General features: G+C 47.1%; 19 protein-coding genes. 5 read left to right on the top strand and 14 right to left on the bottom strand.

Features of this window, described 5'->3' with window-relative positions:
• The first annotated feature begins 108 nt into the window (after window positions 1-108).
• Window positions 109-2,382, top strand: a complete 2,274-nt coding sequence (locus AC58QT_RS18765; RefSeq protein WP_497410349.1) for a helix-turn-helix domain-containing protein — start codon at window positions 109-111, stop codon at window positions 2,380-2,382.
• A gap of 60 nt (window positions 2,383-2,442) precedes the next feature.
• Here AC58QT_RS18765 and AC58QT_RS18760 read toward each other — a convergent pair whose 3' ends face one another.
• The 7 genes from AC58QT_RS18760 to AC58QT_RS18730 form a co-directional block, all read right to left on the bottom strand.
• Window positions 2,443-3,411 (bottom strand): GNAT family N-acetyltransferase, encoded by a 969-nt coding sequence (locus AC58QT_RS18760; RefSeq protein WP_497410348.1) that lies wholly within the window; start codon window positions 3,409-3,411, stop codon window positions 2,443-2,445.
• A gap of 410 nt (window positions 3,412-3,821) precedes the next feature.
• The gene (locus AC58QT_RS18755; protein WP_497410347.1) at window positions 3,822-4,901 is read right to left on the bottom strand and encodes a Gfo/Idh/MocA family protein; all 1,080 of its coding nucleotides are present in this window, start codon (window positions 4,899-4,901) and stop codon (window positions 3,822-3,824) included.
• Between the two features lie 26 nt (window positions 4,902-4,927).
• Window positions 4,928-5,836, bottom strand: coding sequence for an AraC family transcriptional regulator (locus AC58QT_RS18750; RefSeq protein WP_497410346.1), 909 nt, complete (start codon window positions 5,834-5,836; stop codon window positions 4,928-4,930).
• 98 nt (window positions 5,837-5,934) lie between these two features.
• A complete protein-coding gene (locus AC58QT_RS18745; protein WP_497410345.1) occupies window positions 5,935-7,116 on the bottom strand; it encodes an N-acetylglucosamine-6-phosphate deacetylase in 1,182 nt (393 codons plus the stop codon).
• Complete coding sequence (locus tag AC58QT_RS18740; RefSeq protein ID WP_497410344.1) at window positions 7,106-7,894, bottom strand: glucosamine-6-phosphate deaminase; 789 nt, start codon at window positions 7,892-7,894, stop codon at window positions 7,106-7,108. Before AC58QT_RS18740 ends, AC58QT_RS18745 begins: the two co-directional genes overlap by 11 nt.
• A gap of 18 nt (window positions 7,895-7,912) precedes the next feature.
• Complete coding sequence (locus AC58QT_RS18735) at window positions 7,913-8,929, bottom strand: Gfo/Idh/MocA family protein (protein ID WP_497410343.1); 1,017 nt, start codon at window positions 8,927-8,929, stop codon at window positions 7,913-7,915.
• A 2-nt stretch (window positions 8,930-8,931) separates the two neighbouring features.
• The gene (locus tag AC58QT_RS18730) at window positions 8,932-9,786 is read right to left on the bottom strand and encodes a sugar phosphate isomerase/epimerase family protein (RefSeq protein WP_497410342.1); all 855 of its coding nucleotides are present in this window, start codon (window positions 9,784-9,786) and stop codon (window positions 8,932-8,934) included.
• 277 nt (window positions 9,787-10,063) lie between these two features.
• On the opposite strand from AC58QT_RS18730, the gene AC58QT_RS18725 reads away from it, so the two are divergent.
• Window positions 10,064-10,300, top strand: a complete 237-nt coding sequence (locus AC58QT_RS18725) for an AbrB/MazE/SpoVT family DNA-binding domain-containing protein (protein ID WP_310500548.1) — start codon at window positions 10,064-10,066, stop codon at window positions 10,298-10,300.
• A gap of 172 nt (window positions 10,301-10,472) precedes the next feature.
• Here the strand turns inward: AC58QT_RS18725 and AC58QT_RS18720 are convergent, their stop codons facing one another.
• A complete protein-coding gene (locus AC58QT_RS18720; RefSeq protein ID WP_497410341.1) occupies window positions 10,473-13,589 on the bottom strand; it encodes a beta-galactosidase in 3,117 nt (1,038 codons plus the stop codon).
• A gap of 248 nt (window positions 13,590-13,837) precedes the next feature.
• On the opposite strand from AC58QT_RS18720, the gene AC58QT_RS18715 reads away from it, so the two are divergent.
• A complete protein-coding gene (locus tag AC58QT_RS18715; RefSeq protein WP_497410340.1) occupies window positions 13,838-14,908 on the top strand; it encodes a LacI family DNA-binding transcriptional regulator in 1,071 nt (356 codons plus the stop codon).
• Between the two features lie 78 nt (window positions 14,909-14,986).
• Here the strand turns inward: AC58QT_RS18715 and AC58QT_RS18710 are convergent, their stop codons facing one another.
• The 6 genes from AC58QT_RS18710 to AC58QT_RS18685 form a co-directional block, all read right to left on the bottom strand.
• A complete protein-coding gene (locus AC58QT_RS18710; protein ID WP_497410339.1) occupies window positions 14,987-15,250 on the bottom strand; it encodes a hypothetical protein in 264 nt (87 codons plus the stop codon).
• Between the two features lie 126 nt (window positions 15,251-15,376).
• Window positions 15,377-15,670 carry a hypothetical protein gene (locus tag AC58QT_RS18705; protein WP_497410338.1) on the bottom strand — a complete coding sequence of 98 codons (294 nt, stop codon included), beginning with the start codon at window positions 15,668-15,670 and terminating at the stop codon, window positions 15,377-15,379.
• Window positions 15,671-15,764: 94 nt separating this feature from the next.
• A complete protein-coding gene (locus AC58QT_RS18700) occupies window positions 15,765-16,064 on the bottom strand; it encodes a hypothetical protein (RefSeq protein WP_497410337.1) in 300 nt (99 codons plus the stop codon).
• Window positions 16,065-16,607: 543 nt separating this feature from the next.
• Window positions 16,608-17,177, bottom strand: a complete 570-nt coding sequence (locus AC58QT_RS18695; protein ID WP_497410336.1) for a peroxiredoxin — start codon at window positions 17,175-17,177, stop codon at window positions 16,608-16,610.
• A gap of 31 nt (window positions 17,178-17,208) precedes the next feature.
• Window positions 17,209-17,448: a glutaredoxin family protein gene (locus AC58QT_RS18690; RefSeq protein WP_310500553.1), complete on the bottom strand. Its 240-nt coding sequence runs from the start codon at window positions 17,446-17,448 to the stop codon at window positions 17,209-17,211.
• A 23-nt stretch (window positions 17,449-17,471) separates the two neighbouring features.
• A complete protein-coding gene (locus AC58QT_RS18685) occupies window positions 17,472-18,395 on the bottom strand; it encodes an NAD(P)/FAD-dependent oxidoreductase (protein ID WP_310500554.1) in 924 nt (307 codons plus the stop codon).
• 463 nt (window positions 18,396-18,858) lie between these two features.
• On the opposite strand from AC58QT_RS18685, the gene AC58QT_RS18680 reads away from it, so the two are divergent.
• Both AC58QT_RS18680 and AC58QT_RS18675 read left to right on the top strand, forming a co-directional pair.
• The gene (locus tag AC58QT_RS18680; RefSeq protein ID WP_497410335.1) at window positions 18,859-19,380 is read left to right on the top strand and encodes an RNA polymerase sigma factor; all 522 of its coding nucleotides are present in this window, start codon (window positions 18,859-18,861) and stop codon (window positions 19,378-19,380) included.
• Window positions 19,381-19,387: 7 nt separating this feature from the next.
• Window positions 19,388-20,770, top strand: coding sequence for a DUF4179 domain-containing protein (locus AC58QT_RS18675; protein WP_497410334.1), 1,383 nt, complete (start codon window positions 19,388-19,390; stop codon window positions 20,768-20,770).
• Window positions 20,771-21,061 lie beyond the last annotated feature (291 nt).

Below are 21,061 nucleotides of genomic sequence, written 5' to 3'. Positions count from 1 at the left end.
CGATCATGATTTTAGACAAGTTTTTTAAACTTGGAGTATTGAATACCTCCCATATAGGCGTGCTATACTCAGTAATAGAACATATATGCAAAGGAAAGGAATAACACGATGACCTGGATATCACGATTTTCGACAAGAATCCAAAATCAAATCTCCCTGTTCTACACCTTGTTTTTCAGTTTCATTGTGATTATTCTGCTTCTCGTTTCTATTCATTCTTGGTCGTATTCCTTCTTCCGCAATAAGATTAAGGATGAGATCATCATGAACAGTAGTCTGAATTTAAATACGACTTTCATTAATTATGAGAAACATATCAAGCTGATTCGCAGTATCATGGTTGGTTATCTGTTCAGCAATGAGACAGAATTACTTAAAAATGGGAACCCCTTGTCCCACTACGATATTGTGATAAAAACGCAAAATGACTTACAGTACTCGCTTAACAATTCCTTACTCTATTTAGACAACATTATCTATTACTTCAAAGATAGTCGTTTCATCATTGAAAAAGATGGCACCCGGAATGCCGAGACCATGTTCAACAAGTTTTATGCCCAACCTGCTTACACCGTCGATTTCTGGAAGAAGGAAATTGAAAGCTCGCAGAGTTTTAAAATTTATCCTTCAGCCATTTTTAACTCTGTCACCGCATTTGAACATAAGCCAATCGGCAGCCTTATGCCCATCATGATTAAGAATGCCTATGATACGAATTTTGCTTTTATCGTCTTTTTGAAGAGCTCGAAGGTGTTTGAAGCGTTTCACCAATCGCAGCCTGAAAGCAGCCTAATGATCGTGGATGGCACTCACAACCTTGTTTTCTCTTCCGTGGAATCGGAGTTACCCGAAGAAATCAAAGGAATAACAGGCAGTGGTCATACGCGTATCAAGAATACCTATTATTTCTACCGTACCAGTGCAGAGACCGGCCTCACCTACATTGAGATCGTTTCCGATAAAGGACTTACGCAACAAATTCACAGGCTTAACTTGAATATGCTAGCGCTTATCATCTTGTCTTTGTTCATTTCACTTGCTGTATCTTATCTGATTGCCAAGCGATTCCATAATCCGTTAGCGAACATGCTTCGTTCACTGGAATCATATAATCCAATTGGTTTACAAGGGATTACAAATAGTCGAATTAGAGAATTCAATGTGCTGCACAACACACTCAATAATTTATCCCGTTCCAATCAAGAATTCCATAACGACCTTCGCTCCAAAAACACCCTATTACAGCAATTCGCATACATGACACGCTTGAAAAAACTTGATGGAAAGGGCTCCCAACTGCACACCTTGATCGACTCGAACAAGCCTTACAAGCTCGTGCTGATTCAGATTGATTTTAATGATAAATTCCTCACAGAGATTACGAACGCGCATCAGCGCACATTTAACACCTATAAAGAGTTAATCGATGCCCATTTCTCGAGCCTATACACAGATTCGTTGACCTTCCAATTAGAAAAGGATCAGATCTTATCCATTATTTTTGTTGAAAATGAGCAGGAAGAAGCTCGTTCTGACGATCTAGAACGACTTGTGCAAATGCTGGATATCGATGCGTTATACGGCAACTTCACGATTGCACCAAGCCCTATTCACAAGCATTCGTCTGACTTCGTCGAGACCTACCAGAATGCGCTGGATCTGATCAAGCAACGACGGTTGGGCGAAGGTGTTCAGATCATCACGGAATGGCTGCCACAGCCTGCTTTACTGATTCCTACGCCATCGGAGGAGAATGAGCTAACCGTCAATCTGCACGCCGGTTCTGATGCAGTCACCATTCCATTAGCTGACAAGCTTCTCGATCAACTTGCCAAAGCTGGCGCACTCGCCCAACAGTTCCAAGACTTCACCAAAGATATCGTCAACAAAGCATTGAAGAGCATGTATGCGCAAAATATTTCCATTCATACGTTCTCAGACAGAGGGTCTCCTTATGATCTATTGAAAGCTTGTCATACCTTAGAACAATACAAAGAGTTTTTACATTGGTTCCTTGCGCAATCTGCGGCAGCCATTAGAGAGAAAAAATCCGAAACCGACGTCATGACCAAATTCGTTATGGAATATGTGGAGTCGAATTTCGGAGACGACCTGTCACTGGAAGCCATATCTGCCAAGCTGGGGATCACGGGGCCGTATCTGTCCACTTATTTTAAAGAAAAGACAGGTACCAATTTCAGCGATTACATCTTTACCGTCCGAATGAATAAATCGATTGAGATGCTGCGGGATACCGATTTGAAGGTGCAGGAGATTGCATCGCTTGTTGGCTACTTTACGGCAGCCTCGTTCAATCGCGTTTTCAAACGGCATACAGGAATTACACCAAGCGAATTCCGTAGGCTGAATAATAAGAACTAAATGAGAAAGAGGGAGCATTTACGCCTTGATGACGTAGTTGCTCCCTCTTGATTATGAACCTTATAGATCCTTGGCATATCTCGCATAACTCTTCCAAGTCTGATAGCCCAGCTTTCCGTAGAAATCTACGAAAGGTGTCGTATCAATCACCACGTTACGTACGCCACGTTGCAATAAATAATGAATTGCTGCTTGTACAATTGAGATCCCGTACTTATGACCCCGGAAGCTCTCATCAATGCCCAGCGGACCGATGCCCCCAAGTTCTCCCTCAAAAAGCGGTGACCAGTAGATATTTTGAGCTAATAAAGGAGACTGTGCATCATTCATCCGACAGAACCCGATAATCGTGGCATTTCTTTCAAGTAGGACGAACTCTCGTCCTGTGCCTCCTCGCTCCCAATAATCGCGATGCTGATAATCCCATGTTCCTGGGAAGCAGCGATGCATGAAAGCTTTTAAGGCTTCTCTGTCGCTAGGATTTGCGAGTCGGAATGATGCTTCATGGACTGTGGGCAACGTGATGACTTGATCGTCTCCGTAGTTGTTCATCAGGTCGTAAGAGATCTCTTTGAACGTGTAAGTTCTCTTCTCGAACCACTGTCTCGTTTCCTCAAGCTGAGCGGGAATTCCTGGAAACAGGCGACGGTGCAGGTCGTTACCGAGCATGATCCGTTTGGCTCCTGCGTTCAGGAGCGCCTCCTCAGCTTTGCGAAGAAGGGCTGTCCCGATTCCGCTCCGCCTGTAAGGACGGTCGACCACGAGGGCATGAATCCATCCCAAGTCACGAGGAATACCGAAACCCTCCGTTGCTGCAGACGCGACTTTGGCAACAGCGAACCCAACCACTCGCCCTGACGATTGCTCCACAGCCACCCATGAACCCTCGCGCAGCCACAGCTGATCTTCTACGATATTTTGCTGCAACAATCTAAGTCTCATTGGAAACAAATCGGACAATTCCTTATTCCATAGGTCAAGGATTTCACTCAAGTGTGATGCTTCCAACTGGTTGTAACTAATGCTCATCGTGCTCCTCCTTTAAATACGTGTAATCCACTATGAAAAATATAGGGCATCCTGGCGATTACGCAAATAAGTAAATCTTTTGAATGTTGCTTGATGATAAGAATTCATTAACCTTAGAGACTATCTTGGTGCTTACCCCAATTATGCTAGTCGGTTTTATTGGCTAGTTGCACGCGCTGGGCCTCGATCTCACTCGAGTTAGTCGGTTTTATCGACTATCTCCACTCCTTAGACCTCGATCTCACCCGAGATAGTCGGTTTCACCGACTATCTCCATGTCCCAGACCTCGCCGCTTCCGAGTTAGTCGCTTTTACCGACTATAACCACGCTCTTCTCCACGCTCCTGCCTCCGCCACTACATAAAAAGCCCCTCCCCCGCCAACACGCGAGATCGGGGCTTGCCTTTCATTTACTGCGCGTAGATATGTGGATTCTGGCGTTGGCATTCCTCGATGACCCATAGCTGCCTGCGCACCTGCTGAGGCGTAATTTCCAGTTCTTTACCATCGGTGAGGGTCTCATACAACATCAGATACAGCTTCTCTGTCATATGTTCGAAAGCTGACTTCCCGTCTGCAATCGCAACCTCCCAGCTATCTGTTTGCCATGGCAGCGTTTCACTGCAATACGCAGGTTTCCCTTCCGCTGAGAATAACGGTTCACGGATTAACTTCTGTTCAGGCGCTTCTTCCGGCTTAAAATATTTCCACTCCAGCTTATTCCCTGTTCCGTGAAGGCCGCCATTCGTTCCTTGAATGTTGAACTGTTCATGTGGGAAGGCGCAACTGGATGAAATTTCCAGATCAATCGTAGGTCTTCCTTTTCCGCGCAGCAGCAGTTTCACATAATCCTCCGCATCACCAAAGGTATTCGTTCTGTCCATGATACACATGACCTCTGGCTGCGCATCCGCCCCAAATAGCTGCAGCGCCTGATCCAGCGGGTGAGGTCCCGTATTCATTAAGCTTCCGCCATTATTGCTTTGCAGCGTTTGCCAATCCCAGCGGCGTGCAAAGCCGTTCAGGCTGAAATCGATCTGCACGATACGCCCTAGCACGCCTGATTCGATCACTTTACGCAGCTGGACGAAAGCCGGCTGGTAACGAGACTGCTGGAATACCGCGAGAACACTGCCCGTTCGCTCGGAGGCAGCAATCAACTGATCGACTTCCTCCGTTGTCTTCGCCAACGGCTTCTCGCACAAGACATGCATGCCGCGATTAAGCAGTTCCAATGTGATCGGAAAATGCTGATGGCTCGGAGAAGCATTCACGATCAAATCCAGCTCCTCATTCGTCACCATTTCCTCCCAAGATGCGTACGCTGTGCAGCCATATTCTTGTCTCGCAAGCTCTTGACGCTCTGCTATGGAGTCTGCAACAGCCATAATGCGGTAGTGCTCAGGAAGCTGCACAAGCAAATTGCCGTGGATGTCGCGCCCGCTGCGCCCTTGCCCAATAATACCAACCTTCACTATTTTCTTAGTCATCGTGATTCCCTCTTTCCTTCATCAATTTAGGGGGTATTTCCAAACGTTTTCTTATATTCAGTAGGCGTGATGCCGGTTCGTTTTTTGAATGTTCGGATGAAATGACTGAGATGATGAAACCCAACCTGAAAGCCAATTTGCGTAATGGTATGCATATTACGTTGAATGAGCTCCATCGCTCTTTCAATGCGTACCTCATTGACATAATCGACGAAGTTCTGGCCTGTTTCTTTTTTGAAAATCGTGCTGAAATAAGCTGGAGCCATATTGGCCAGAAATGCCCCTTGCTCAAGGGGAATATCCTGACTGTAATTGTCATGGATGAATCGTTTTACTTCTTCGATCGGATGCTGGCTCGTGGACGTCGACCTTACACTTTGCTTACGCCGCGCCCTACGATATTCGCGATCCATAAGGATGAGCAGCTTGACTAGACTCGTACAGATGGCATATTCATAACCCGCTTCACGATGCTCAAATTCATCCTGTATATCTTGAAGAAGCTGCTCCACTAGCAGTTGCTTTGGCTTGGCGATATGCAGCCACGGCTGTGGCATGGTCCCTAACTCTGGCATTTCGTCAGCCGTATTGTGCAGAAAAGGCTGCAAGGTATCGGAGAAAGGCCTCAACTGCTCCCTCACCAAATAAGGAAGGAAATCAATCAGCACCACCTCGAACTCCCGTTCCTCAATCGCGCTCAGGCTGTGCTCCACCCCAGGCGAGATGATGAACATATCCCCTCTGCTGACATTCAGCGATTTGCCGCGCAGCTGATGGTTGCACACACCTTTGAGCACATAAGCAATCTGCGTATAGTCATGGATATGCAAGGGCTGCTTCAGCGCTAGGCTGGAGTAGCGGAATATTTTAAAAGGAAATTCCTTTTTCAGTGTGGATTTGCTTTGAAAATAGGACATTCCCTTCCCCATGCTCATACGATTACCACCTATCCGATGCCATATTTCATTCAAGCATATGTCAATTAACGGAATAGAACAACCCTTCTGTGCAGACGAGCAAAATAGTAGGTTTATTAGCTCTTCTGGCTTCGATCATAGACGATCTTGCCAGCTTTGTAGGTCTGCTGCAAGGGGATGCTGCCGTCAGCTTGAATGCTGTCCAGGAGAACGAAATCAGCAGGTGCCCCTGCCGATAAGCCCTCTTCGACAGCCAATCCCATCAAACGGGCCGGGCGTATCGAAGCCATCTCCCACGCTGCTGGGAAATCGGCCAGCCCCCGTCGATTCAAATGCGCAATGCCCCACAGCAGCATCTGAGCCGAGCCCGCTAGGAGACGAGGATCAGCCGCAAGGTGAAGCTTGCCTTCTGTGGTAAGTACAACGTCGCCACCGATGTGCGTCTTGTACACGCCAGGTTCAAGACCGCTGATAGCTACAGCATCGCTAACTAGCAGAGCTTGCTCTCCTTTCACTTTCAGCACAACCTTCAGCACTTGGTCCGGCAAATGAAAGCCGTCGGCAATAACACAGCTCCACAGATCATCCTGTGCCAGCTGCTCCCACAGGTAATTCGGATGGCGCGGAAGCATCAGATGCGCCCCATTCCCCAGATGCGTCGACATCCTAGCGCCTGCCGCGACAGCTTCCCCTATCTGCGAAGCGTCTGCTGCCGTGTGGCCGATGGACACGATCACGCCGCTATCGACGCAGCGCTTGATGAATGTGGCGCTGTCCGGCCATTCCGGCGACAGCGTCACAAGCTTGATGCGGCCGCCAGCCGCTTCCTGCCAGCGGCAGAAGAGGTCCCAATCTGGCGGCCTTACGGCATCACGCGGGTGTGCGCCGCGCGCCCCGTCGTCGAGCGAAATGAACGGGCCTTCCAAGTGAATGCCCGCAATGCCTTGCTCCGTCGCCGAATCCGCTTCACAGGCGCTAGCTATGCTGCCGAGCGCGCTTGCGATCGCCTCGGGGCTGCTCGTAATGACGGTGGGGTAACTAGCAGTTACCCCTTCCCGCCATAGCATGCGAACGATGCGACTGACTGTCTCCGCTTCAAGCGGCAATGTATTGAAGTCGCTTCCCGCATAACCATTGATTTGCAGATCAACCAAGCCAGGCGCGACAATCGGCAGGTCTACCGATTCTGATGCAGCAAGCGGTTCCACATTCGCAATCCGTCCATCGCTGACAGTTATCGCGACAGGTGCTCCTGTAACATAATGGCGCGCATGAATAACGCTCGTATTATCGGCCATAGGAATCTAGATCCAGATACATCGTGCAGTCCGGATGCCTGCGGAGAATCGTCGAAGGACACTCGGTTGAGATGGATCCGCTCAATGTGCGTTGAACGGCCTGATGTTTCGTAACACCAGGTACAGAGCAGAACAAATGCGCACCCGACATCAGCGCTGGTATGGTCAGGGTTAACGCATGCGTAGGCACATCTGCAAAACGGCCGAAACATCCATCATTCACCTGCTGCTGCCGGCAAATATCATCCAGCTCTACGCGCTTGATCCACAACGGATCAGCAAAATCAGCAACAGGAGGGTCATTGAAGGCAATGTGACCGTTCTCACCAATACCGAGGCATACCACATCTATCGGAGCCTCTTCCAAAAGTGCGCTATACCGTCTGCACTCGTCCTCCGCTTCATTCGAGCTATTGATGAGGTGAACGGTGCCCGGCTTAACGAGATGGAATAAACGATCGGTTAAAAACCTTCCAAATCTCTGCGGCGCTTCCTCACTGAGTCCGATGTACTCATCCATGTGGAACACGGTGATCCGCGACCAATCGATGGCTTCATCCTGTGCCAGCGTCTCGAGCATTTCATTCTGCGAAGGCGCTGCCGCGAAAATAATGCGAACAGCCGCTTTCTCTGCAAGCAGCGATTTGATCCTTGTGGCTGCATCTAATCCCGCAGCTTGCCCCAATGCTTTCCGGTTCTGATAGACATTAACCTGCAACTCATCGATTCGTACTTGGCTGACTGGTTGTGGTTGCACCTGTGATTGTGGCTCCTGCATAGTTAAGTTCCTCCAGTATTATAAAGTTAACTGCCGACCTTCCGCCGCGCTCTTATAAATCTGTTCAACCAGCCGCACCGCTCGCAGCCCAGCTTCCCCCGTAACCAGCGGCTCTTCGCCGGCTTCGATAGAAGCCATTACATCCAACAACTGGCTTTGATGGAAATCCGACGCAATGCTGCGTGGATCCGTAATACCTCCATAGGCTCCTTCTTCTGTCCAAGTCGGCTCACTTCGCCCTGGCACCGTCCAATGGACAATCGTCGAGCCTTCCAGCTTGATCGTCCCTTTATCCCCATACAAATGGATGGTTGCGGCGAAGCCTGGACGAATGCTGGTCGATGCCATGATCGTCCCAAATGCCCCATTTTTAAATTGCAAAATGGCCAGACCTAAATCCTCAGCTTCCATCTCGTGCGTCTGCGTCGCGACTTTGCCAAAAACCGTGTGAACTTCACCTGCGAACCATAGCAGCAGATCTAAACAGTGAATCCCTTGATTCATCAGGGCACCGCCATCCTCTGCGATCGTTCCACGCCACTGCGCACTGTCGTAATAAGACTGAGATCGATGGAAGGGCAGCGATACCTCGACTAGCAAGAGTTTACCGAGAGCCCCTTCGTCTAGCACCCGTTTGATCGCTTGATTCTGCGCCTCGAATCGACGTTGTGAGATGACAGAGAGTGTCACATTCTTCGCTCGTGCCGCTTGAACTAGCCGCTCCGCGTCCGCCACATTCATGCTGATTGGCTTCTCAATAATCAAATGCTTGCCCGCATTCACAACCTCCAACCCGATCGTCGCATGGCTGCCGCTTGGGGTTGTAACACAGACGATATCGACATCGGTCCTGGCAAGCAGCTCACGATAGTCCGTCGTCCAAGCGCATCCCTCACGCTCAGCGATGGCTTGCGCTTTCGCCTCCGTACGGCTGGCTACCGCAACCAGGCTTGCCTCTTCGATTTGCCGGATAGCCTCGATATGAAAATCTGCCACCGAACCGCAACCTATGATGCCAAATTTCCAGTTAGCCAATGCTACACCTCCTCTAACAAAGCGCGAAGTGCATCTAGCGTCATGCGCGTGCCCGTCAGCTGACTGCCGCCATCTGGGACAAAATGCGTTTCTATCGTATATAAACCTGTATACCCATCTGCTTCGAGCGCCTTAATCTGAGCAGTTATTGGCACATTACCAGAGCCAAGGGGCACACATTTGGGCGTTCCATCCTGACGAATATAAGCATCCTTTAGATGGACATGTGCTAAACTATTTTTCATGAATTGGTAGCCTTTCGGGAATGCCTCCTTGGCCCCGTACGCTTCATTCCCTGGATCCCATAGACCCCTAACCGCTGGGGAATCAATACCAGAAACAAGCGAAGCCACTTCCTCAGCAAAGCCTCCATTGCAAGATGGTTCATTCTCTAACAGCAACATCACGCCTTCTCTCTCGGCGATTTCTCCTGCTCTTTTTAGATGATGAATAACTTCATTTCGATGTTGTTGTGGATCAAGCTCCCGCCAAAACGAGAAAATCCGGATACGAGATGTCCCTAGCAGCTTCGCAATCTCAATAACCCTATGAAGTTTTTTAAAATGTTCCTCCACACTCTGTTCCTTCTGCCCAAACGTATCTCCTGATTCAACCAATCGTTGCGGATCTAGTGCGCATTTGAACAAAGGAGAGGCAATCGCTGACACGTATAATCCGTGATCTTCCACTAATTTACGGATGTCTATGAGCTGAGCATTTCCCAGTTCCGCAACATTGACACCATTCACAACTCTTACTTCGACATGTCGTAAGCCCTGTTCGGCTGCCCACTTTACCGCTTTTTCGAAATCAGCAGATACTTCATCCGTTAATACACCTAATCGGTTCCAAATCAATGAAAAACCTCCACCTTCGCTTATGGTTTCGTTTTATTATTCTTATTTTCTTAACTATAACAAGATTGTCTTGGGGAAAGTTGACGTTTCTATCGAACTAAGTTTACATTTTTTTCGGTTTGCATGAGGTTTGAAGAAATTGTCAACTTTATCGAAAACTCAATCAGTAAATAAAAGGGATTTGAGTGCATATGTGGAATAGATGTATATACAGAATATGAGTCTTTGTAACTAGATGAAGTAGTTCGTTGGTTCATAAAAAAAGGGAGGTTGTTGTATGAAGTCGACGGGAATTGTAAGAAAAGTGGACGAGCTGGGACGGATTGTTTTACCTATTGAGCTGCGTCGGACGCTGCACATTGAAATCGGTGACGCTATTGAAGTTTACGTGGATCCTGAGCGAATCACATTAAAAAAGTATATGCCTGCCTGCGTATTTTGTGGTAATTTCGAGGATATGACGTATTTCAAAGGGAAGCTCGTTTGCAGTAACTGTATTGATCAAATTACGTAATCATATAGCATGGCACTAGCCCCCTCAGTGTAGTTATTTTCACCTATTTGTTCAATCAGAACGATAGATGGATTTCATACTACTCCCACCACTGGAAAAAGCCCCTAAATGAGAACTTTCTCATCTAGGGGCTTCATCTATTTCTTCACTTTATCGTTCCTGAAGAAAATTGTTACTTCACTTCAACCTGCACCTGTTCAGGTCGATACACCGCCAACAACTCGCCCGCTGAGTTCGCGGCGAACATGACCGTTCGCTCAGCTTCCAGCTCGAACGCGTAGCTCTGGCCTGTTGCCGGATCGGTTACTTCGATCTGCGTGTCCACGCCGAACTCCGAGACGAAGATAAACAACGCGCCGCTATCAAAGCTCAACTTCCGCCCATAAACCCCTGGCAACTGTCCGCCTTTTACCCAGTTCAGCTCCGCCTCAACACCAGCTGATTTCAGCGCATGCGTATACAGCTTCTCCAACACATCGCTCCGCTCGCCTAACTCCACTGGGAGTGGACACCAGATCAGTTGCCCTTTGCCCAGCTCGTAACTGCGAACAACACCATGCTGCGAGTTCCAGCCGCCATCACCTGCAAGCGCGACTTCCTTGTTCAGCTGAGCGATCCGAGCTCCACCGAAAGAAACAGGAACCATCTCATCGTCCAACACCATCGCCTCTTCGCGCACAATGTTGCTGAGCACGGTTTCACCTACGATATTGGTCAACCGAGCGACCGGCGCCCAGTACTCATTCAAACCAAGCGGCCCGGTAAAGAGCAGTGTTCCGCCATTCTCACGCACATGCGTCGTTAGCTCCTCCAAGGCAGCATCACTGAAGTTATGTGCGCTCGGCACGATGATCAGCTTCGGCTGATCCGTCGCCAGAGCTTCCAAGTGATACTCGCTCAAGCCGCGAAACGGTACATTCAACCCATAAGCCAGCGTGCGAGTTAACTTCGCAGTTGCATCACCGGCCAATTTGCGCGTGGAGAAATCATTCGAATACGGGAACACAGCCACAACATCCTCTAGTTTGCGTCCTACAAAGAGATCGCGAATCGCTGCCATGAATGACCCGAAATCATAAGAAACATCGGCTTCCGGCTTCTCTGTCCCATCTGCCCGCAGCGCTCCAATATGCGACTCATTGATGTTGTTCATATAGAAATTGATATTCCAAATCCACTGAACAGCACCTGCTCCTCCTGTCGAGAACGCATAAGCATATTTTCGCTCCAAAATATTACGCAGCTCATATTCCGAACGCTTCGCACGCCCATCCGCCGTCTCGACGTACATGATGCCTGTTTCTTGAATCAAACTTGGCTTCGTCGGCGCCTTGGAGAAAATCCCGTCCCACACCAGCTGATCCATCAACCACCATGTATGCACCGTCGTATAATCCACAGCTTCTGCGTAAAAGAATGGGGATGGCCGCTGCGCGCCTAAGCCCTCATCTTGCCCGACTGTAGCCAGTTGGGCTGGGTTAATACTGCGAATCGTCGCGATGAGCTCCTTCGCCCAACGATTATGCATGTCCATGGTGAACAGGGTGTAGTCCAGCCATGGGGAGCCTTTTTTCTCCACAGTCTCCGTCGTGCTCATGTTCACCTCGGATGGATCCAACAAGCGGACACTAGCAAAGCTCGGCAGCTCCGTTGGAGACATATTCCAGCGCTCTTGCAGCTTGCGAATATCCCCATGACGCTCCTCTAGCCAAGCTACATAAGCCTCGTGCTCGAAAGCATCATGTGCCGACTGCGGCCCAGCAAAAGGCTTGCTCGGATTAAACATCGACGGCTCATTAATCAGATCCCAATGCACGTTCGTCGTTTCCTTATGTCTGGACACCACGGAAGAAATAAACCGCTTCTGCGCCTCCACGCTGCGCGGATCCAAATATGGATTCACGCCCTCCCACAGCTCTGGTGTAAACGAGAAGAAATTGAACGTGACTTCAATGCCGTGTCTTTTACAAGTCAAAATGAACGCATCGATGCTGCGCAGCACTTCCTCATATGGATGTCCGTCCACGAACATAATTTGACGCCATGCCGACCAGACGCCTGTACGCAGCAGGTTAATGCCCGCTTTGACCATTTGCGCAATATCTCGGTCCCACACGGAAACGTTCGGCAAGAACAAAAACTTCCTCGCCACATCGCTCGTCATATACGTCATCCCCACGATCGGAAGCGGACGTCCGTCCTTCCAGAAGTAGTCGCGATCACAAGACATCGGCGTCCCTTCGCGCAGCAAGTCTGCATCATACCCCCAGAAACCTTGGTTAAACGTGCGCGTCTCCCCCGTATTCGCTACGGCTTTACAAACCGCTGTATAATAACCGGCTTCGATATCAATGGGCATGTTTACCTTTTTAAAAGAGAGCTCTCGCGACGCATTCATGTTAAATTCCGTCGTCCAGATCGGTGTTGTATGCCCCTCTTTCGTAACTTGAACGTGGAATGTCCATGATGCATTCTCTGACACGGCACCTGTACGATTCGCAAGTGTCTGCAATTGAACTGTCAAAGCTGCACGGTCGCCCGGATCATAACAGGCATAATTCGGCTTGAACCAAATTTCCGTCACGCCTCGCTTCGTGTATGCAGCCAAATCGGCGATTATCGAGACTCCTCCGTTGCTCCAGAACGCTTCATCCGTGACCACATTGGCAAAAATCCAACGGCCACCCGCGAATGCCCCCTTCGTATTCTCAAGAAGGACGATCGGTGCTGCAACTTCACGTCCATCCTTTGAAATTCCCTTCAGCAGCGGCGTGAAATGAGCATCCATCGGACCACTGGAACCAATTTGACCTGGATGATCATCGGTCCGTGTCACATGCAGTGCGAATCCTACGGTTGGCTGAATGGCAAATAGATCTTCTTTACCTGCCAGCAATGGTAACTCGGCATACGAGGCATAACGAGCAATCGGGGCGTCATCCACGGCAAGGATTTCATGAATTTGTAGCTGCTGGTGATACGCGGTCTGCTCAATCTCCAGCTCCCAACCTTCTGCGCCTAGGTAAGCAGGTACTCGGAATGGCGCGCTTCCTACATGCACAAGACCTTTACCTTTACGTGTATGAGTAAGGATTGCCTGCCACGCTGACTTAGGGAAGTAGCGACCATGTAGATGAATGAAGTTATCTGCTCCTTGCTGCAGCGCTTCTTCCAGCCCCTCCGCTCCAACCACTTTTCCTATTTCTCCTAGTTGTGCAACAGCTTTATTGTCGGGTCGAATCCCTTCATACGGAAATGTGGGATCGTAAAAAATGATGGTGGTAAGCATGCTTTCATCCTCCAAGTCAGTGTGTGTTTCTTCAATTTCTTATTGTTTATTTTGTTATTTTTGTTAGGCTAACAACAATTATTCATGAGCATAATTTACTCACTTTCTTAGGTGCGGTCAATCTTTTTTTGTGCAAACATAGTAGGTTGGCCTGCATTGACAATTCCTACATAATCAGGAACAATAGATTTGTTAGGTTCCGAACGAACGAGGTACATAACGTATTTTCAATATAAAGGATGTCTCTCATGAGCAAAAAAGTATCCATGCAGCAAATCGCCGACCGACTCGGCATGTCCAAATATACGGTTTCCCAAGCGTTATCAGGTAAATCAGGCGTTAGCGAAGAGAACCGGCTTCGTATTCAAGAAACTGCGAAAGCGATGGGCTATACCCTCCAGCAAACTCAAACAGCACGCTCATCAACTCATCAAGCCTTTAAACCTACTGCCATTGAAGGTGCGCACACGACATCCGAATTCAATCCCTATATTTTGGTGTGGATTCAGTCTACCTATTTGCAGGACAACCCTTTCTGGGGAAAGGTTCTCACGGGTATCGCAACGGCCAGTAAAGAGCTAGGCTATGAGCATCTGATCGTCCCTATCGCACCTAATCACCAGCCTCAGCTGCAGATCCCATCCTATATTGATCTTTCGCATTGTATTGGCCAGCTGTTAGCAGGAACTTTTCCAACGCAATCCGTCGTTTCATTAAAGCAGAGTGGGATTCCCCTCGTTCTCATCGACCATAATGAGCCGCTAATCGAAGTAGATAGTGTGCTTAATAATAATTTGGATGCTGGCAAAATGGCATGTCAACGCTTGCTCTCCACTGCCGCGAAGCGTGTAATTTTCATTGGCGATGATCAATTCGCCGTAAGCTTCAAAGAGCGCTGGTGGGGCTGCCGCATGGCACTCGAGGATATGGCTGGACCGGCTGAGCACTATCATTTGAAGAAATGGCAAATCGCCTACTCCCACCCACACATGCTTCACCAGTTGGATCGCAAAGTAGCGGCCTTGACCCCGGAAACCATGCCTGATGGTTTTGTTTGCGCCAATGATCACCTTGCCCTAGCGCTGCTGCCTATTTTGAAACGGCATGGACTCGAAGTACCGAGTCAGGTAAAGGTCATCGGACTAGACAACATTGAGGCAGCCGCCTACGCAACTCCAGCCCTGAGCACCATCGAGCTCGGCAAGGAAGCGCTAGGCATTCGAGCTGTTGAAACGCTGCTTTACCGCCTCCAGCACCCGGGCAGACAAGTGGAGAAAGTCGTGCTGTCCTCGCGGTTTATTGCGCGGGATTCTGGCTAATTCGGAGATAAGCTTGACCATGACAAAAAAGCACACCGCATTCGGCGTGCTTTTTTTCTGCCTATTTTAACAGACATGTTATAAATAACTTAACCCTATCGAAATCAACATGCCCGCTACCGCAATCCAAAATAAGTATGAGCGCCCGATTCGTTTGAGACTTTTATCTTGTCGATCCATAACGGATTTCTTGCGACTGCTGCTCGTCTTCGTTTCTTCTTCTAGCTCATTGTTCACTTGCGATTTCCAATTAATGAATTGGAAACCAACCCCGCTAACGACAACCGCTACCATCATCAAAATTAAAGAACCCATAAATACCTTGTCCGCAATGGACGCCATGCTGCACTCAACCTCACTATCTAACTGTAATTTCTTCATTATACTTCAAAAGGTGAACAGAATACAGGAAGTGAAGCCCCAACAGATAGGAGACAACAAGGTGCCCAATTAACCACCTAGCACAAATTAACTATTGCTTGTGCGATAGGCGCGATATTTCCTTATTGGACCACCAGTTGTGACATCAGGTACTACTTTGCCTTTATCAATAAGAGACTTCAGATATTTTACTGCTGTATTTCTGTGGATACCAACTGCTTGAGCTATCGAAATCGGTGAGTAGGACCTTGACTTATTTTCGATAAATTTATAAATAGCCAGTTCCGTTGGAGACAAAGAGGGTTGGATGACATTGGATTCGATCCCCCACTTCGCTAACGCATGCATCATCTGTTGTTGGCAACGGCGAGGCTGCTCCATAATACTCTGCAGTGAAAACCGCAGCACCTTCCAATCGTCGATGATAAGGTCATTCTGGCGAAAGCGATCATCTGAAAATTTATACGAATCGGCGTTATGACTGTGTTCCCTTGTCGTCTACTTCGATGCACATTTTGATAGCGGGGGATGGACAGGCCAGATCAAGGTATCTGAAGCCATCTTTAAAATCCGTCACTTCGTACTCAGCAAACCAACCATCAAAACTTCCTCTAGCGGGCCAAAACACATGGATAATGAATTTCTTTAATGAGAAACTCAGACCCTTTTGCAGTCGTTGGCGCCTATCCCCTGTGCTTGACCTGATTTGTAATGCCATCCACTTATCGTACGCAACGCGAAGCTGCAAACTCATCTCACTATTTATTGGTTCCATCCTCTTCTCTCCACCTTAAGGAAATAAAATAGCCGCTAGCACTGGAAACGAGTTCCAATGCTAGCGGCGTGTTCTTCACGACTTAATGAAAAATTTACTCCAATTTATGGTAATTTGCAATGATTTTTTTTGCAAGAAGCGCTAGCGGGCGGACGGCGACGGGCGCGCTTCCCTTGCGCACATTTTTTGTGCGCTAGCGGGCGGACGGCGACGGGGGCGCTTCCCTTGCGCACATTTTTTGTGCGCTAGTGGGCGGACGGCGACGGGGGAGCTCTCCTTGCGCACATTTTTTGTGCGCTAGCGGGCGAACGGCGCCAGGGGCGCTTCCCTTGCGCACATTTTTTGTGCGCTAGCGGGCGGACGGCGCCAGGGACGCTTCCTTGCGCACATTTTTTGTGCGCTAGCGGGCGGACGGCGCCAGAGGCGCTCTCCTTGCGCACATTTTTTGTGCGCTAGCGGGCCGCTGCTTTTACGCATCACAGGATGCTAAGCAAAAATCCCAACCGACAACATCTCGATTGGGATTTCCATACTTGGTCTCGCTTATAGTGTGCGATCGCCGGGCTTCCAGTTAGCTGGGCATAGCCCGCCTGCTTGCAGCGCTTGTAGCACACGAAGTGTCTCGTCAACGGAACGTCCTACATTCATGTCCGTCACTACTTGGTAGCGCAGCACGCCATCTGGATCAATGATGAACAAGCCGCGGTGCGCCGCACCTGCCTCATCATCTAGGACGCCATAGGCACGTGCTGTTTCTTTGGAGAAGTCACTTACCAATGGGAACTTCACAGGGCCGATGCCGTTTTGATCGCGCGGTGTTTGTGTCCATGCACGATGTGTGTAGACACTATCTACAGACGCACCGACGATATCACAGTCCAGATCAAGGAACTGCTCGTAATTGTCACTGAATGCTGTGATTTCTGTCGGACACACGAACGTGAAGTCGAATGGCCAGAAGAAGAATACGAGCCATCTGCCACGGTAATCTTCTAGCGAGATTTTTTCCTCGAGCGTGTCCATATTTTTTGTAGAGAGCAGGGAAAAGCTCGGAGCTGGCAGCCCTATTTTAGCAAAAGTAGCAGGTGATTGAACGGTTAGTTGTTGTGTCATGATGTGATTCTCCTTTGAATGTTAGTTTAGTTTAGCTAGCGATTTCGGCTAATGCTTTTTTGAGTTTAGTGACGTTGAGACCAAGAATTTTGTGCTCACCGATGACGGTAACAGGTAGTGACATGAGGCCCATATCATGCAGCTCTTGTCCGAATTGGTCATTTAGATCAATGTTTCTTTCTTCAAAACCGACTTGTTGCTCCGTTAAATATTTCTTTAATTGCACACAATAAGGGCAGTTGGTACTGGAATATACGATTACATTAGACATAGTTGGTCATCTCCTAAGTAGAATTATTTATATTGCGGGATCAATTGAGCTCGTTTATTAATAAATTTATCAACTGCCATAGCGGCAATCGCACCATCCGCAGCGGCAACAACTGCTTGCTTAACCGGTGTGCGTCTTACTTCGCCAGCGCCGAACACACCAGCAACTGGAGACTGCATGGAGCTATCCAAAATCATAAAGCCTTCCTCATCAAGAGGAACTTGATCCTGTAAGAAATCTGTGCCTGGCTTACTGCCAGATAAGAAAACGAAGACGCCATCCACATCCAGCACTTCCTCGCCACCAGAGCTTGTACGAATTCGGAGACCTTGTACTTGCTTATCTCCCAGCACCTCGAGGGGCTTCGTTTTGTAAAGAATGTTCGTACCTTTCAGATCTGGAACGTGATGAACACCTTGCAATTCAGGTCGAGGAACAACGAAATGGATGGATTTAGTAAACTTGCTCAACGCTTGTGCTTCTTCCAATGCCTCTTCGGAATCACCGATTACAGCGACCGTCTTTCCTTCAAAAAAAGCACCATCACAAGTCGCACACGTGCTTACGCCGCGCCCCATCAGATTTTCCTCACCTGGCAGCATACGATTGCGTCCTTTAGAGCCAGTTGCAATGATGATCGACTTCCCCTCATACATCCCATCTGCAGTAAACACATACTTCGTCTCACCTTCTACATCGACATCCGTAATGGTCGTCTGGATGAACTCAGCTCCGAAGCTCTTGGCTTGGTCGCGCATCGTATCGAGCAGATCCTTGCCTGACAATTCACCAATGACACCGGGGTAGTTGGCAATTTTGTGCGTAATGGCGAGTGCTCCTGTATTCGGTGCTTTATCAATAACTAACGTTTTCAAATTCCCTCTTGCTGTATAAATCGCCGCCGAAGCTCCTGCGGGACCGGCTCCAACAATAATGACATCATACATCGGTGATGCACTCCTTCCTTACAGCCTGTCTTTTTCATTGATAATTGATATCAGATAATAATTATTATAAATAAAATAGAGATAAAGTCAACCTTATTTATAATAATTCTAATTAATAAATATTCTAATACAACGACAAGAAAATAGCCCCATTAGCGACATGAAAATCCCGACATCATAAAAAAGATTAATATTCACGACATGAAAATCCCAAAAATCAAGGAGATTCGAATTTTCACGACATGAAAGTCCCCAGAAATTAAGCAGATTCAAATTTTCACGACATAAAAATCACATTAATAAAGAAATGCATGTATACCTGTCATAAATGCTCTATAAATAAACGTCAAGCATGCCGTTTCGGTTTATATTATTATGACGTTCTTTTTTATTTCAGCGGATCGAACCTTTTTTAATTTTTTTGGATATATACAGTAGTAAAATATTGAGGGGGTGAGATGAATTGAACATTTCTCAGGAAGAGGCGGAAAAGATATTTGAGGAACAGTCCGCTTACGTGTACAGATTAGCTTTATTCCTAACCAAATCAAGTACCTTGTCAGAAGATATTATGCAGGATACCTTTATTCAAGTTTTTCAGGTGTATCCCCAATATGATTCTAATAGACCTATAGAACCATGGATTTATAAGATTACGCTAAATACGGTTAGAAAGACGCTTCGCAAACGACATTGGACGAACTTATGGAACAGGCAACATAAGAATGAATCCTTGGAAGAGATGATCGTTAAAGATGAGGCAAACGAACAATTATGGGACGAGGTTTCTTCCTTATCTTTTAAAAGTAGAGAAGTTATTTATCTCCATTATTATCTTGATTTGAAATTCACTGAGATAGCAGAAATCCTAAATATACCGATTGGCACTTGTAAATCCAGGTTAAATACGGCTTTAAGGTCATTGAGAAAGAAAATTCCGGAATGTGAGTATACAATGAAACCATCTAGCAGATTTGGAGGTTAATCGTCATATGGATGAACTTAATTCTACTATTAAAAGAACTCTGAATAAAAAACTAGATCATGAGTTTCCATCTACATCTTTTAACCGAATATGGGAGCGAACATTTACAAAACAGCCAAGACTGATTCGAAAAGCAGTTCAAAGTAAGCTTAAATATGGTTTTTTGATTACGGCTGTTAGTTTTGTATTGTTTGTAGTTTTACTTATTTCGACCCCTATGATACCGATTATGGCTCAATCTCCTATTTTCAAATCCGTCTTCCAAATGATTGGTTTTTTCAGTGAAAAACATCCTGATCTGGGAGGTGTGACATCCGAAGTTCAGCAATCGGTTAAGGACGGTGATGTCAAGATTACTATCTCTGAGATATACTACGACGGCTATGATCTAACTGCCAGTTATTCTATGGAAACAGACCAAAGCGTCAAAAACGGTATGACCCCCTACGATATTAAATTCATTATTAATGATCGAAGAATTCCTGCAATCGCAGGTTATGGGCAGCTTATTAATGATCATCAATATGCTGGAGTTATTCAAACCTATGCGGACGATCAATTATTGAAAGAACTATCTGAACAGTATGAAATGAACATAACGATCGGTAAAGTTGGTTTATCGCTAACGAGCGGAGACATAGTCAACAAAGAAGGAAAATGGAATTTTTCATTTAACAGTCATATAGGGATGCTCAAAGAAGGCATTCATACGCTAGATCTAATGAAAAAAGTTCACCAGCAGCATGTGCAATTCACATTACAGAAAATAAATTATTCAGATTCGTTCATTGATTTTATCGGTGAAACAAGTGTTGACATGGAAGGGAACGAACCTTTGCAGAACTATATCGGTATGGAAGTTACTGATGAAAACGGACGCTCCCTTGAGCTAATCAATAGTGGTACGCAATACGCTAGAAAGGAAGGACAAACGAGAATAGATAAATGGAAAATATCCTCAAGAGTCACGGGCAAACTACCAAACTCATTGACGATTCGTCCATACTCGCTTCCGTTCGATCCTCCAAGAAAAACAACAGTAGTGCCGGTGGATCATACCCCGACACAAGAAAGTCCATTCGTTGTCCAGCGCGGGAGTCTCGGCAGCTTGGAGTTGACTGGCATAGCGTATTTATCTGATAAAACCCTCGTTTATTATCGAACTCTGGGCGAGCAGCGATCTGATCACGATAATGCTGCATTTCGATTTCTGGTTGAAAATGGGAAAGAAGTGGATATGATCGGTGAACGTGCCATTGAGTCTGAAATTGACATGTTTGTTCGAGAGTTCCCACCCTTAGAACCGAAACAAAAGCTCAGCATAATTATACAAGATCTGGTACCGAGAACTTATTTAAAGGATCTTGAAATGTCAATTCATCTCCCTTAGTCGTTGCTTCCACTGCCCCTACGATCTCCCAATTGATCGAAAGGAGCTGAGTTTTCTAGGTATTATCCGCGAAATCTTCCTTAATAATCCTGCGCATTACATAAGAAAAGGCAACCATCACACCTTGGATGGCTGCCTTTTCTTGTTGTAATTGAACTATAGTTATCCGATTGAACTATAGGTTGCAATAGGTAAGCATTTGATGTGATCTCCAGCTTTTCCCCTGCTCCACACGGAGCGTACGAGTTTCCCAGTACTCCGCGTTCCCTCTAACAGAATTTACTAAATCAT

Source organism: Paenibacillus sp. J31R109 (genome assembly GCF_059692055.1).
This window is presented reverse-complemented; position numbering and strand designations above follow the sequence as displayed.

Bases quoted from the DNA above. Each gene is read 5' to 3' on its own strand.
- AC58QT_RS18725 (WP_310500548.1), top strand. From the start codon at position 10,064: ATGAAGTCGACGGGAATTGTAAGAAAAGTGGACGAGCTGGGACGGATT.
- AC58QT_RS18745 (WP_497410345.1), bottom strand. From the start codon at position 7,116: ATGGCCGATAATACGAGCGTTATTCATGCGCGCCATTATGTTACAGGA.
- AC58QT_RS18690 (WP_310500553.1), bottom strand. From the start codon at position 17,448: ATGTCTAATGTAATCGTATATTCCAGTACCAACTGCCCTTATTGTGTG.
- AC58QT_RS18675 (WP_497410334.1), top strand. From the start codon at position 19,388: ATGGATGAACTTAATTCTACTATTAAAAGAACTCTGAATAAAAAACTA.
- AC58QT_RS18760 (WP_497410348.1), bottom strand. From the start codon at position 3,411: ATGAGCATTAGTTACAACCAGTTGGAAGCATCACACTTGAGTGAAATC.
- AC58QT_RS18720 (WP_497410341.1), bottom strand. From the start codon at position 13,589: ATGCTTACCACCATCATTTTTTACGATCCCACATTTCCGTATGAAGGG.
- AC58QT_RS18715 (WP_497410340.1), top strand. From the start codon at position 13,838: ATGAGCAAAAAAGTATCCATGCAGCAAATCGCCGACCGACTCGGCATG.
- AC58QT_RS18695 (WP_497410336.1), bottom strand. From the start codon at position 17,177: ATGACACAACAACTAACCGTTCAATCACCTGCTACTTTTGCTAAAATA.
- AC58QT_RS18710 (WP_497410339.1), bottom strand. From the start codon at position 15,250: ATGGCGTCCATTGCGGACAAGGTATTTATGGGTTCTTTAATTTTGATG.
- AC58QT_RS18750 (WP_497410346.1), bottom strand. From the start codon at position 5,836: ATGAGCATGGGGAAGGGAATGTCCTATTTTCAAAGCAAATCCACACTG.
- AC58QT_RS18700 (WP_497410337.1), bottom strand. From the start codon at position 16,064: ATGGAACCAATAAATAGTGAGATGAGTTTGCAGCTTCGCGTTGCGTAC.
- AC58QT_RS18755 (WP_497410347.1), bottom strand. From the start codon at position 4,901: ATGACTAAGAAAATAGTGAAGGTTGGTATTATTGGGCAAGGGCGCAGC.
- AC58QT_RS18765 (WP_497410349.1), top strand. From the start codon at position 109: ATGACCTGGATATCACGATTTTCGACAAGAATCCAAAATCAAATCTCC.
- AC58QT_RS18705 (WP_497410338.1), bottom strand. From the start codon at position 15,670: ATGGAGCAGCCTCGCCGTTGCCAACAACAGATGATGCATGCGTTAGCG.
- AC58QT_RS18740 (WP_497410344.1), bottom strand. From the start codon at position 7,894: ATGCAGGAGCCACAATCACAGGTGCAACCACAACCAGTCAGCCAAGTA.
- AC58QT_RS18685 (WP_310500554.1), bottom strand. From the start codon at position 18,395: ATGTATGATGTCATTATTGTTGGAGCCGGTCCCGCAGGAGCTTCGGCG.